The sequence below is a fragment of the Pseudomonas sp. PD9R genome, from assembly GCF_019200975.1.
GTDB lineage: Bacteria > Pseudomonadota > Gammaproteobacteria > Pseudomonadales > Pseudomonadaceae > Aquipseudomonas.
This window is the reverse complement of record NZ_JAHTMR010000013.1, coordinates 86,195-99,352: the sequence shown is the minus strand read 5'-3', so window position 1 is coordinate 99,352 and position 13,158 is coordinate 86,195. Positions and strand designations below refer to the sequence as shown.

The window sequence follows — 13,158 nt, the reverse complement described above, 5'->3', positions numbered from 1 at the left end:
CCACGGAATACGTGGCCTGCAAAGGTTTGTGCGTTTTTTGATCAGCTGCGGCGGCGCAAACTTATCCACGCATCGAGGCTGTAAACCGCCAGCCCGGCCCAGATAAAGATGAACGCCACCAGTGTGCTGGATGACAAGTGCTCGCCAAACAGCAGAACGGCCTGCAGCAGCACCAATGTCGGCGCGAGGTATTGGAGGAAACCCAGAGTGGTGTAGGGCAAATGCCGCGCCGCGGCGTTGAAACACACCAGTGGCACCAAGGTAACCGGACCGGCAGCGACTAGCCACCAGGCTTCGGATGTGGTCCAGAACTCAGGTTGAGCGCTCGCTGCGGTCGGATTGAACAGCAACCAGGCGACGGCAATCGGCACCAGCATCCAGGTTTCCACCACCAATCCCGGCAGCGCCTTGACCGGTGCCTGTTTTCGAATCAGCCCATAGAAACCGAAGCTCAGCGCCAACACCAGTGACACCCACGGCAGACTGCCGACTTGCCATACTTGTTGCGCAACGCCGATTGCTGCCAGACCGACCGCGACCCACTGCATGCGTCGCAGGCGCTCGCCGAGAATCAACATGCCCAGCAGCACGTTTACCAGCGGGTTGATGTAGTAGCCCAGACTGGCTTCAAGCATGCGCCCGTTATTGACCGACCACACATAGGTCAGCCAGTTGGCCGCAATCAGCGTTCCGCTGAGTGCCAGGATCGCCAGCCGTCGCGGGTTCTCTCGCAGCTCACGCCACCAGCCCGGATGCTTCCAGACCATTAGCAGCAAGGCGCCGAACAGCGCGGACCACAGGACTCGGTGGATGATGATTTCCACGGCGGGCACGCTGGCGATGGCTTTGAAGTAGAGCGGGAAAAGTCCCCAGATGATGTAGGCACTCAGGCCCAGAATGTACCCGCGACGCGGGTTGGCGGCTTGCATGCAGAATCCTTGCTCAGGCAGCTGACAAAGGGGGGATTGTAGGGCGGTTGTATAGATGTGTCGCTTCTGAAAAGCAAAAGATCGCAGCCTTCGGCAGCTCCTACATTGATTGCATTCCGATGCAGGAGCTGCCGAAGGCTGCGATCTTTTGATCTTGAAATTAAAAAAGCTTCAGAGGCTCTTCATTCAGCGCTGCCAGCTGCTCACGCAAGGCCAACACCTGATCGCCCCAATAGCGCTCGGTGCCGAACCACGGAAAACTGCGCGGGAACGCCGGGTCGTCCCAGCGGCGGGCGAGCCACGCGCTGTAGTGCATCAGGCGCAAGGCGCGCAACGGTTCGATCAGGGCCAGTTCCCGTGGGTCGAAATCATGAAATTCGTTGTAACCGTCCATCAATTCCGACAACTGCCCAAGACACTCCTGGCGGTCACCGGCCAGCATCATCCAGATGTCCTGCACAGCCGGACCCATGCGGCAGTCGTCGAGATCGACGATGTGGAACATCTCGTCGCGGCACATCATGTTGCCGGGATGGCAGTCGCCGTGCATGCGGATGTTCTGATGCGGTGTGGCGGCGTAGACCTCTTCCACACGCTTGAGCAGGTCGCGGGCCACCGACTCGTAGGCCGGCAGCAGGCTTTTGGGGACGAAATTACCTTCGAGTACGGTCGTCAGTGAGTCGTGACCGAAGTTCTTCAGCCCCAGCGCTTCGCGGTGCTCGAACGGTTTGGTCTTGCCCACCGCATGCAGTCGACCGAGCAGTTGCCCCAGGCGATACAACTGATCGAGATTGCCGGGCTCTGGCGCGCGGCCGCCACGGCGCGGGAACAGGGTGAAACGGAAACCGTTGTGTTCGTGCAGGGTTTCACCGTTGTGGATCATCGGCGCAACCACCGGCACATCGCATTCGGCGAGTTCAAAGGTGAACTGGTGTTCTTCCAGAATCGCTTCGTTGGTCCAGCGCTGCGGGCGGTAGAACTTGGCGATCAGCGGCTCGGAGTCTTCGATGCCGACCTGATAGACACGGTTCTCGTAGCTATTGAGCGCCAGAATGCGCGCGTCGCTGAGAAAGCCGATGCTTTCGACAGCGTCGAGCACGAGGTCTGGGGTGAGGGTTGCAAACGGGTGGGTCATGCTGACTCCTGCGCGCAGCAGGCTGCTGCGTCCGGCCAGGCATGGTAGCGCAGACGGGGCTTGTTTAGGGGTTCGCTTGAGATGAGTGATGTTCGTGCTGACGCCTTCGCGGGCAAGCCTCGCTCCTACAGGTCATGCGCCGATTTAGACATCGCGCATGATCTGTAGGGGCGAGGCTTACCCGCGAAGAGGGCCTATCAGGCGCCGACGACCCCACCATCTTCGCGGCTAATTACCATCACCGAAGACCTCGGTTTGCCATTGGGCAAATGCTCCGGGAAGGTCGATCCGCCGTTTTCCCCCGGATGTTGAATCCCGACAAACAACGTCTTCTGATCCGGTGAGAAGCTGATCCCCGTCACCTCGCAACCCATCGGCCCGACCATGAAGCGACGAATCTCGCCGGTCGCAGGGTCGGCGCAGAGCATCTGGTTGTTGCCCATGCCAGCAAAGTCACCGGCATTGCTCATATCGCCATCGGTAAGAATCCACAGGCGCCCGGCATTGTCGAAGCCCAACCCGTCCGGGCTGTTGAACATGTTCTGCGGGGTGATGTTCGAGGACCCACCCTTCGGCGTACCGGCATGCACGCCCGGGTTGCCCGCGACCACGAACAAATCCCAGGCAAAGGTATTGGCGCCGTGATCGTCGCGGTCGGTGCGCCAGCGCAGGATTTGTCCGTAGACGTTTTTTTCGCGCGGGTTCGGCCCACCCACCGGTTGCCCGTCTTCGCCGCGTTTGGCGTTGTTGGTCAGGGTGCAGTAGACCTGGCCGTCCTTGGGGCTGACGACAATCCATTCCGGACGGTCCATGCGTGTGGCCTTGACCACGCTGGCCGCGAGGCGCGCGTGAATCAGCACTTCGGCTTGATTGGCAAAGCCGCTGCTGGCGTCGATGCCGTGCTTGCCGTGATTCAGTTCGATCCACTCGCCCTGGCCCTTGGGGTGATCGGCATTGCCGTCGCCAGCGTCGAAGCGCGCCACGTACAAGGTGCCGTGGTCCAGCAGGTCGCGGTTGGCCTTGGGGTTTTTGTGGTTGATCTTGTCGCGGCTGACAAATTTGTAGATGAACTCACCGCGCTCGTCGTCGCCCATGTAGACCACGGCGCGTCCATCGCCGGTTTCGGCAAGGGCAGCGTTTTCATGTTTGAAACGGCCCAGTGCGGTACGTTTGACCGGCGTCGATTGCGGGTCGAACGGGTCGATTTCGACCACCCAGCCGTGACGGTTGAGTTCGTTAGGGTTCGTCGCCAGGTCGAAACGCGGGTCGTGCTGGTGCCAGTTGATTTCTTTGCTGGTTGCCACGGCGCCGTAGCGTTTCTGTGCGGCGTCGAACTTCTGCTCGGCATTGCTGCTGCCGAAGCAGTCGGTGAAGTTCTCTTCGCAGGTCAGGTAAGTGCCCCACGGGGTTTTACCGTTGGCGCAGTTCTGGAATGTGCCGAGGACTTTTTGGCCATGCGGATCGGCGCTGGTCTTCAACAGGTCATGGCCGGCCGCTGGGCCGCTCAGGCTGATCGGCGAATTGCCGTGGATGCGTCGGTTGTAGTGCGAGCCCTGGACGAATTGCCAGTGACCGTTTTTACGCTGCACTTCAATCACCGACACGCCTTCACAGGCCAGTGCCTTGCGCACGTCTTGCGCCGACTGCGGCATGCCGCCATGAGGGTAGAGGTAACGGTAATTGGTGTATTCGTTGTTGATCGCCATCAGTGCCCGGTTGTTGTCACCGGGGAAGGCGAACAGGCTCATCCCGTCGTTGTTGTCGCCGAACTGGATTTCCTGATGCTCGGCGCTGCCGTTGCCACTCGGGTCGAAGGCCGGGCCGTTTTTGTGCAGGGGTTGGCCCCAGCTGATCAGCACCGAAGAGTTGTAGCCTGGCGGCAGGCTGATGGCATCGCTGGTGGCGGCGGGAATGCTGTCGAAACCCAACAATTGGCTGGTGCCGGCGCTGACACTGCCGGCCAGCACGCTGCGGCTCAGCAGGTTGCCGCCGAGGAACATCGCGGCACCGCACAGGGCTCCTGCGCTGATAAAGCCGCGACGGCTGAAGCCGACCATTTGCTCAAGGTCGGTGGGTTGGTTGTCTTCTAATAGGCTCACATCAGGCTCCCTGCGGTTTTTGCAGTCACCTTAATGCGGGTCGATGAAGCTTTTGTTGCAGTTGTAATTACAGCGGCGTGCCAAGCAGGACGTTGGACGGCGAGAACTGCGCGCGTACCTGTTTTCCGGCGATCAGCTCACGGGACCGCAAGTGCCAGGGCTCGGCCAGGGCACAGAGTGTCTGGCCGTTGGGCAGGCTGATGCGCACTTCGCAGGGGCCGTCTTCGGCATCGAGAATTTCCTCGATGATGCCCTCCAGGCAATTGTGTCCTGGTGTTGCGTCGTCTTCGCTGCCCAACACATCCAGCCAGCCGGCCTTGATCAGGGCCACGACTTCGGTGCCGGTTTGCAGGTCCAGGCGCAGGGTGCTGTCGTGGGTGATTTGCGCGTCGATGCTCAGGCCTTCGGCCAATTCCAGGCGAACGCGGTCGTTGTGGCCCTGGGTTTCAATGGTCGAGACCTTGCCATGCAACTGATTGCGCGCGCTGGTCCTGAGCATCAAGCGCCCAAGCAGATCGAGGTCGCTGGCCTCTTCAGCGGCTTCCAGCACCTGGGCCTGCAACGCCTGGAGCTTTTGATAGAGGCGCAAGACGCGTTCGCCTTCGCTGGACAGTTTGGCGCCCCCGCCACCCTTGCCGCCGACAACGCGCTCCACCAGCGGTTTTTCCGCAAGGTTGTTCAATTCGTCAATGGCGTCCCAGGCGGCTTTGTAGCTCAGGCCAGCGCTTTTCGCGGCGCGGGTGATCGAACCCTGCTCGGCGATGTGTTGCAGCAGGGCAATGCGTTGCGGGCGGCGGACAATGTGCTGGGACAACAACGTAGGCATGGACATGGCAAGACGCTTTGGGCTGTGACGATGATGAGGACGTTGGCGGCTCGGGGCTCGGGAGTCAAGTCAAGCCACAATACTTGTGGGAGTGAGCCTGCTCGCGATGAGGGTTTCACATTCGACATAGATGTTGAGTGCCAGATCGCTATCGCGAGCAGGCTCGCTCCCACAGGGTTTGTGTTTTCAGGTTACGCGGTGTCGCCAGGTTTCGGCGTGCGGGCCAGGCAATAGACGTCGACCCGAGCGGCACCTGCGTCCATCAATAGGCGGGCAAGTGCCTGAGCCGTGGCGCCCGTGGTTAGCACGTCGTCCACCAAGGCCAGGTGACGCCCCTTTGGTGACGCATTCGGTGCCAGGGCAAAGGCGTGACGCAGGTTTTTTTTGCGTGCCTCGGCGTTCAGGTCTTGTTGGGCGTTGGTGTCTTGGGTCCTTAGTAGTAGCCGTTCGTCGGAGGGAATGGCGAGGTGGACGCTGAGCCAGCGCGCCAGCATGGCGGATTGATTGAACCCTCGTTGGCGCAGACGTCGGGTGGCCATCGGCACCGGCACCAGTGCGTCGGGGCGCGGCAGATCATCTTCGAAACGATGTTGCAGCGATTGCGCGAGAAGTTCGCCGAGCAGGTGGCCAAAGGGCCATTTTGCACTGTGCTTGAAGCGGGTAATCAGGCTGTCGACCGGGAAGCTGTATGTCCACGGGGCCACGACCCGTTCGAAGGCTGGCGGCTGCTTCAGGCACTGCCCGCACGTCAGGCCTGCAGCGGGCAAGGGCAGGGCGCAGGTCTGGCAGTGATCGCTCAGCCACGGCAGGTCGGTTTCGCAACCCATGCAGATGGGCGTGGCACCCTCGGCAGCTTCATTGCAAAGCAAACAGGGTTGTTTGTTTTTTAACCAGATGTAAACCGGCCCTCTGTATCGTGGTTGACAGCGCATCGCTCTTCCTTAAATATGCCGAAACATCTGTGATGCGACCGTGGGGATTCCATTTCCCCGTCGCCTGCCAAAGCATAAAAAGGTATACGCCCATGAGCGCCAGCACCACTGCAACCCTGCGTCATGACTGGTCTTTGGCCGAAGTCAAAGCACTCTTCGTTCAGCCATTCAACGACCTGTTGTTCCAGGCCCAGACGGTGCACCGCGCGCATTTCGACGCCAACCGCGTCCAGGTATCGACCCTGCTGTCGATCAAAACCGGTGCCTGCCCGGAAGATTGCAAATATTGTCCGCAGTCCGGTCACTACAACACCGGCCTGGAAAAAGAAAAACTGATGGAAGTGCAGAAGGTCCTCGAAGAGGCTGCTCGCGCCAAGGCCATCGGTTCGACCCGCTTCTGCATGGGCGCGGCGTGGAAACACCCGTCGGCTAAAGACATGCCGTACGTGCTGGAAATGGTCAAAGGCGTGAAAGCCATGGGCCTGGAAACCTGCATGACCCTCGGTCGTCTCGATCAGGACCAGACTGTGGCCCTGGCTGATGCAGGCCTCGATTACTACAACCACAACCTCGACACCTCGCCGGAGTTCTACGGCAGCATCATCACCACCCGCACCTACGGCGAGCGCCTGCAGACCTTGGCCTACGTGCGTGAGTCGGGGATGAAGATCTGCTCCGGCGGCATCCTCGGCATGGGCGAGTCCCTCGATGACCGCGCCAATCTGCTGATCCAGTTGGCTAACCTGCCAGAGCATCCTGAGTCGGTGCCAATCAATATGCTGGTGAAAGTCGCCGGTACGCCGCTGGAAAATGCCGACGACATCGACCCGTTCGACTTCATCCGTATGCTCGCGGTTGCGCGGATTCTGATGCCGCAATCCCACGTGCGACTGTCTGCTGGCCGCGAAGCGATGAACGAGCAAATGCAGGCCCTGGCGTTCTTCGCCGGTGCCAACTCGATTTTCTACGGCGACAAACTGCTGACCACCGCCAACCCGCAGGCGGACAAAGACATGCAGTTGTTCTCGCGTCTGGGCATCCTGCCGGAAGCTCGGGAAGAGCATGCTGACGAAGTGCATCAGGCTGCGATCGAGCAGGCGCTGGTGGAGCAGAAGAGCAGCGAGCAGTTTTATAACGCAGCTGTTTAATCACGCTGAGGATTCTTTGTAGGAGCTGCCGAAGGCTGCGATCTTTTGATTTTGTTTTTAAAAGCAAGATCAAAAGATCGCAGCCTTCGGCAGCTCCTACAGGGGTCGCGCACCTTTCCCATTCGCGAGGCCTGCATGTCTTTCGATCTCGCCGCACGCCTTGCTGCCCGCCGTGCCGAAAACCTTTATCGCCAGCGCCCGCTGCTCGAAAGCCCGCAAGGCCCGCAAGTGCTGGTCGATGGTCAGCCATTGCTGGCGTTCTGCAACAACGACTACCTGGGCCTGGCCAATCACCCGCAAGTGATCGAGGCCTGGCGCGCCGGTGCCTCGAAGTGGGGCGTCGGCGGCGGTGCTTCGCATTTAGTGATTGGCCACAGCGGCCCGCATCACGCGTTGGAAGAAGCACTAGCCGACCTCACCGGTCGCCCGCGAGCGTTGTTGTTCACCACCGGTTACATGGCCAACCTCGGCGCTGTCACGGCGCTGGTGGGACAGGGCGATACGGTGCTTGAAGACCGGCTCAATCACGCATCGTTGCTGGATGCGGGGCTGTTGTCCGGCGCACGTTTCAATCGTTATCTGCACAACGACGCAGCCAGTCTGGCCAAGCGTCTTGAGAAAGCCACCGGTAATACGCTGGTGGTCACCGACGGCGTGTTCAGCATGGACGGCGACATCGCCGATTTGCCGGCGCTGGCGCGAGAAGCCAAGGCCAAGGGCGCGTGGCTGATGGTCGATGATGCCCACGGTTTTGGTCCGTTGGGTGCCAATGGGGGTGGCATCGTCGAGCATTTCGGCCTGAGTCAGGAAGACGTTCCGGTATTGGTCGGTACCCTCGGCAAGGCATTCGGCACGGCCGGTGCTTTTGTCGCCGGCAGCGAAGAGCTGATCGAAAGCCTGATCCAGTTCGCCCGCCCCTACATCTACACCACCAGCCAGCCTCCGGCGCTGGCCTGTGCCACGCTGAAAAGCCTTGAGTTGCTGCGCAGTGAGCACTGGCGTCGCGAGCATTTGCAGACGCTGATCCGCCAGTTCCGCCACGGTGCCGAGCAGATTGGCCTGGAGCTGATGGACAGTTTCACACCGATCCAGCCGATCATGATTGGCGACGCCGGGCGCGCGGTGCGCTTGTCGCAGATGCTGCGCGAACGCGGGTTGATGGTGACCGCCATCCGCCCGCCAACTGTGCCTGCCGGCAGTGCCCGATTGCGCGTAACCCTGACCGCCGCCCACAGCGAGGCGCAGGTGCAGCTATTGTTAGAAGGATTGGCCGATTGCTTTCAACACCTTGGACCGGAGCCAAGCCATGCGTGATCGCCTGATTCTGCTGCCCGGCTGGGGCCTCGGAGTTTCGCCGCTGGAACCGTTGGCGGCGGCCTTGCAGGGCCTGGATGAACACCTGCGTGTGGAAATCGAGCCGTTGCCGGAGCTGGAATCGAGTGATCTTGAAGAGTGGCTCGATGAGCTCGACTCGACGGTGCCGCAGGATGCCTGGCTTGGCGGCTGGTCCTTGGGTGGCATGCTCGCGTCCGAGTTGGCGGCGCGTCGCGGTGACCGTTGCTGCGGCTTGCTGACGCTGGCGAGCAACCCGTCTTTTGTCAGCCATGAGCAGTGGCCGAGCGCGATGCCCGGTGAAACGTTCGATGCGTTTCTGGCGGGCTGTGCTGCCGACCCGCGCATGACCTTGAAACGCTTTTCGCTGCTTTGCGCACAAGGCGCCGAAGACTCGCGCGGGTTGTCACGGCTGTTGCTCGGTGGCGCACCACATACCACTGCGCCGGTGTTGATGAACGGCCTGGAATTGCTCGCACAACTGGACACCCGGCAGGCCTTGCAGGCTTTCCGTGGTCCGCAGTTGCATTTGTTCGCCGGCCTCGACGGACTGGTTCCAGCCGAAGCTGCCGGAGAACTTCTGGTATTGCTGCCAGATGTCGAAATCGGCCTGATTGAACAGGCCAGCCACGCGTTTCTTCTGGAAGACCCCCACGGTGTAGCGGGGGCGATCCAGGCCTTTTTGCATGAGTCCGGTGATGACTGATTTATCCCTTCCCAACGTACCCGGCGGTTTGCCCGACAAACGCCAGGTAGCGGCTTCCTTTTCCCGTGCGGCATCGAGTTACGACAGCGTGGCCGAGTTGCAGCGTGATGTCGGCAGCCAATTGTTGAACCGTTTGCCGGGTGATTTCGTGCCGGCACGTTGGCTGGACCTTGGTTGCGGCACCGGATACTTCAGTCGTGCGCTGGGCGAGCGCTTTTCCGAGGCTCAAGGTGTGGCGCTGGACATTGCTGAAGGCATGCTCAATCACGCCCGGCCATTGGGCGGCGCAACGCACTTCATTGCCGGCGACGCCGAGCGTTTGCCGCTGCAGGATTCGGCCTGTGACCTGATTTTTTCCAGCCTGGCAGTGCAGTGGTGCGCGGACTTTGCTTCGGTGCTCAGCGAAGCCCATCGGGTGCTGAAACCAGGCGGTATTTTTGCGTTTGCTAGTCTATGCGTGGGCACGTTGTTTGAACTGCGTGACAGTTGGCGGCAAGTAGACGGTATGGTCCACGTCAACCGCTTCCGTGAGTTCGCGGTTTATCAACAGTTGTGTGCGGCCAGTGGTTTGCAGGCAATCAGCCTGGAAACGCGCCCACACGTGCTGCATTACCCGGATGTGCGCAGCCTGACCCATGAGCTCAAGGCGTTGGGCGCGCATAACCTGAATCCTGGTCGGCCGGGTGGTTTGACCGGTCGGGCACGGATTCTGGGTTTGATCGAGGCTTATGAGCAGTTTCGTCAGGCCCAAGGCCTGCCGGCGACTTATCAAGTGGTGTACGCCGTTATGGAGAAACCCTTATGAGCGCAGCCTATTTCATCACCGGCACGGATACCGATGTCGGCAAAACCACAGTGGCTGCCGGTTTGCTGCATGCCGCACGGTCAGCAGGCCTGAGCACGGCGGCGGGCAAACCGGTCGCCTCGGGCTGCGATGTCACGCCCAAGGGTTTGCGCAACGCTGATGCCCTGGCGCTGCTGGCGGAATGTTCGCTGCCGTTGACCTATGCACAGGTCAACCCGGTGGCGTTCGAGCCCGCCATCGCCCCGCATCTGGCCGCGCGTGAAGCGGGTGTGGCGCTGACGGTACAGTCGCTGTTGACGCCCATGCGGCAGATCCTCGACATGCAGGCCGATTTCACCTTGATCGAAGGTGCCGGTGGCTGGCGCGTGCCTTTGGCAGATCAGGACAACCTGTCAGACCTGGCGATTGCGCTGAATTTGCCAGTGATTCTGGTGGTTGGCGTTCGCCTGGGGTGCATCAGCCATGCCTTGCTGACGGCCGAGGCGATTGCCCGGGACGGTTTGCAGCTGGCGGGTTGGGTGGCCAATATCATCGATCCGAAGACTTCGCGGCTGGAAGAAAATCTCGCGACCCTCGCCGAGCGAATCCCGGCACCGTGTCTGGGGCGGGTGCCGAAGCTCAAGCTCGTGACGGCGGACGCTGTGGCAGAGCATCTGCAGCTGGATCTGCTGGACTGATTTGTTGCAAAGAGGGTTTTGCCTATGACAAGGCACTGTGCCATTAGTGTTTTTGTCGGGCCTTTTGCTGTTGGGTCTGATTCAATGGCCGCTGTTGATCCTTTGCAAGGACGAGTTCTCCCATGGAAATCTCAGGAAACACCGCTTTCTATGCCGGTCTGAGCACTGTTCAGACAGGGCAGAACCGAGTCGATCAAGCCGCTGGCCAAATCGCCAACAATACGATTGAACGTTCGGTTACCAGCCAGTCTTCCGAAGCTCAGGTTGATCGCCTGCTTTCGGTCGATCGCAGCCAGCAATCGAACCTGGCCAGTAATGTGATCGAAATGTCCCAAGGCAAATTTCAGGTGGAACTGGGTGCGAAAGTCGCCAAGACTTCCGATGAAGTGCTGGGCACTCTAATCGATACGTTCGCCTGATCCTTCGCTAAAGCCACTTTTCTAACGCCGCGACTTTTCGCGGCGTTTTTCTACGTAACGCCTTCTCCCCACACTAATCTTTCCTGTACGGCGTGTTGCTCAGTCAACCGCGTTGCGCCGCTGTGGGCAATTGTATTTGCAGCGCATGATGACGAACGGCAAAAGATCGGCGCTTGACAAGATTTGGGCGTAAACGTATGTTTCAAACAACTGTTTGACCGTCGCAGCAAATCGACACGGTCGCTCATTCCCGGTTACATCAGCAGAGGTTTATCGCTATGCCTGACTACAAGGCCCCCTTGCGTGATATTCGCTTCGTTCGTGACGAACTGCTCGGCTACGAAGCGCATTATCAGAGCCTTCCGGCTTGCGCAGACGCAACTCCGGACATGGTTGACGCCATTCTCGAAGAAGGCGCCAAGTTTTGTGAGCAGGTACTGGCTCCGCTGAACCGCGTGGGCGACATCGAAGGCTGCACCTGGAGCGAGTCCGGCGTTAAAACCCCGACCGGTTTCAAAGAAGCCTACAAACAATTCGTCGAAGGCGGCTGGCCAAGCCTGGCCCATGACGTGGAGCACGGTGGCCAAGGCCTGCCGGAATCCCTGGGTCTGGCTGTGAGCGAAATGGTTGGCGAGTCCAACTGGTCGTGGGGCATGTACCCGGGCCTGTCGCATGGCGCGATGAACACCATCTCCGAGCACGGCACGCCAGAGCAGCAGCACGCCTACCTGACCAAACTGGTTTCCGGCGAATGGACCGGCACCATGTGCCTGACCGAGCCTCACTGCGGCACCGACCTGGGCATGCTGCGCACCAAGGCCGAGCCTCAGGCCGACGGTTCCTACAAAGTCTCCGGCACCAAAATCTTCATCTCGGCCGGTGAACACGACATGGCCGACAACATCGTCCACATCGTGCTGGCCCGCCTGCCGGATGCACCGGCTGGCACCAAAGGTATCTCGCTGTTCATCGTTCCAAAGTTCATGCCGAACGAAGACGGTTCGATCGGCGCGCGCAACGCGGTGTCCTGTGGTTCCCTGGAACACAAGATGGGCATCCACGGCAACGCCACTTGCGTGATGAACTTCGACGCGGCCACTGGTTTCCTGATCGGCCCGGCGAACAAAGGCCTGAACTGCATGTTCACCTTCATGAACACCGCACGCCTGGGTACCGCACTGCAAGGTTTGGCCCACGCCGAAATCGGCTTCCAGGGCGGCCTGAAATACGCTCGTGATCGCTTGCAAATGCGTTCGCTGACTGGCCCCAAAGCGCCGGACAAAGCCGCTGACCCGATCATCGTGCACCCTGATGTACGTCGCATGCTGTTGACCATGAAGGCGTTCGCCGAAGGCAACCGTGCGATGGTTTACTTCACCGCCAAGCAAGTCGACATCGTCAAGTACGGGGTGGACGAAGAAGAGAAGAAGAAAGCCGACGCTCTGTTGGCATTCATGACCCCAATCGCCAAGGCCTTCATGACCGAGGTCGGCTTCGAGTCGGCTAACCACGGCGTGCAGATCTACGGCGGCCACGGCTTCATCGCCGAATGGGGCATGGAGCAGAACGTTCGCGACAGCCGCATTTCGATGCTGTACGAAGGCACCACCGGTATCCAGGCACTCGACCTGCTGGGCCGTAAAGTGCTGATGACTCAAGGCGAGGCTTTGAAAGGCTTCACCAAGATCGTTCACAAGTTCTGCCAGACCAACGAAGGCAACGAAGCCGTTCAGGAGTTCGTCGCACCGCTGGCTGCACTGAACAAGGAATGGGGCGAGTTGACCATGAAGGTCGGTATGGCCGCCATGAAAGATCGCGAAGAAGTCGGCGCGGCCTCCGTGGACTACCTGATGTACTCCGGTTACGCCTGCCTGGCCTACTTCTGGGCTGACATGGCGCGCCTGGCGGCCGAAAAACTGGCTGCTGGCACCTCGGAAGAAGCGTTTTATACCGCCAAGCTGCAGACTGCGCGTTTCTACTTCCAGCGCATCCTGCCGCGTACACGCACTCACGTTGCAACCATGCTGTCGGGCGCCAACAACCTGATGGACATGAAAGAAGAAAACTTCGATCTGGGCTATTAAGCCTTAGCGAAGCACCTGAAAAAAACCGCCGTTCCCTCGGGATCGGCGGTTTTTTTTGCTTCATTT

Annotated in this window: 12 protein-coding genes; 7 read left to right on the top strand and 5 right to left on the bottom strand. The window is 60.1% G+C overall.

Translation table 11 applies throughout. The annotated features are described in order from the left end of the window. Window positions 1–41: 41 nt before the first annotated feature. The 5 genes from rarD to KUF73_RS22885 all read right to left on the bottom strand — a co-directional run bounded on the left by rarD (window position 42) and on the right by KUF73_RS22885 (window position 5,921). Window positions 42–929, bottom strand: a complete 888-nt coding sequence (gene rarD / locus KUF73_RS22905) for an EamA family transporter RarD (RefSeq protein WP_218440290.1) — start codon at window positions 927–929, stop codon at window positions 42–44. 160 nt (window positions 930–1,089) lie between these two features. Next, window positions 1,090–2,064, bottom strand: coding sequence for a serine/threonine protein kinase (locus KUF73_RS22900; RefSeq protein ID WP_218440289.1), 975 nt, complete (start codon window positions 2,062–2,064; stop codon window positions 1,090–1,092). A 197-nt stretch (window positions 2,065–2,261) separates the two neighbouring features. Beyond that, window positions 2,262–4,163, bottom strand: a complete 1,902-nt coding sequence (locus KUF73_RS22895; protein WP_218440288.1) for a PhoX family phosphatase — start codon at window positions 4,161–4,163, stop codon at window positions 2,262–2,264. A 67-nt stretch (window positions 4,164–4,230) separates the two neighbouring features. After that, window positions 4,231–4,995 (bottom strand): TOBE domain-containing protein, encoded by a 765-nt coding sequence (locus tag KUF73_RS22890; protein WP_218440287.1) that lies wholly within the window; start codon window positions 4,993–4,995, stop codon window positions 4,231–4,233. Between the two features lie 185 nt (window positions 4,996–5,180). Further along, on the bottom strand, window positions 5,181–5,921 hold the full coding sequence (locus tag KUF73_RS22885) for a ComF family protein (protein ID WP_218440286.1): 741 nt from the start codon (window positions 5,919–5,921) through the stop codon (window positions 5,181–5,183). Window positions 5,922–6,013: 92 nt separating this feature from the next. Between KUF73_RS22885 and bioB the strand changes: the two genes are divergently transcribed. The 7 genes from bioB (at window position 6,014) to KUF73_RS22850 (ending at window position 13,092) form a co-directional block, all read left to right on the top strand. Further along, window positions 6,014–7,069 (top strand): biotin synthase BioB, encoded by a 1,056-nt coding sequence (gene bioB / locus KUF73_RS22880; protein ID WP_149416497.1) that lies wholly within the window; start codon window positions 6,014–6,016, stop codon window positions 7,067–7,069. A 135-nt stretch (window positions 7,070–7,204) separates the two neighbouring features. Continuing rightward, a complete protein-coding gene (gene bioF / locus KUF73_RS22875; RefSeq protein WP_218440285.1) occupies window positions 7,205–8,383 on the top strand; it encodes an 8-amino-7-oxononanoate synthase in 1,179 nt (392 codons plus the stop codon). Further along, the gene (locus KUF73_RS22870; protein WP_218440284.1) at window positions 8,376–9,107 is read left to right on the top strand and encodes an alpha/beta fold hydrolase; all 732 of its coding nucleotides are present in this window, start codon (window positions 8,376–8,378) and stop codon (window positions 9,105–9,107) included. The genes bioF and KUF73_RS22870 overlap by 8 nt, the downstream gene beginning before the upstream one ends. Beyond that, window positions 9,100–9,912 carry a malonyl-ACP O-methyltransferase BioC gene (gene bioC / locus KUF73_RS22865; protein ID WP_218440283.1) on the top strand — a complete coding sequence of 271 codons (813 nt, stop codon included), beginning with the start codon at window positions 9,100–9,102 and terminating at the stop codon, window positions 9,910–9,912. The genes KUF73_RS22870 and bioC overlap by 8 nt, the downstream gene beginning before the upstream one ends. Then, window positions 9,909–10,589, top strand: a complete 681-nt coding sequence (gene bioD / locus KUF73_RS22860) for a dethiobiotin synthase (RefSeq protein ID WP_218440282.1) — start codon at window positions 9,909–9,911, stop codon at window positions 10,587–10,589. The genes bioC and bioD overlap by 4 nt, the downstream gene beginning before the upstream one ends. 122 nt (window positions 10,590–10,711) lie before the next feature. Beyond that, complete coding sequence (locus tag KUF73_RS22855) at window positions 10,712–11,008, top strand: pyrroloquinoline quinone biosynthesis protein PqqE (protein ID WP_218440281.1); 297 nt, start codon at window positions 10,712–10,714, stop codon at window positions 11,006–11,008. A gap of 278 nt (window positions 11,009–11,286) precedes the next feature. After that, complete coding sequence (locus tag KUF73_RS22850) at window positions 11,287–13,092, top strand: phenylacyl-CoA dehydrogenase (RefSeq protein WP_218440280.1); 1,806 nt, start codon at window positions 11,287–11,289, stop codon at window positions 13,090–13,092. Window positions 13,093–13,158 lie beyond the last annotated feature (66 nt).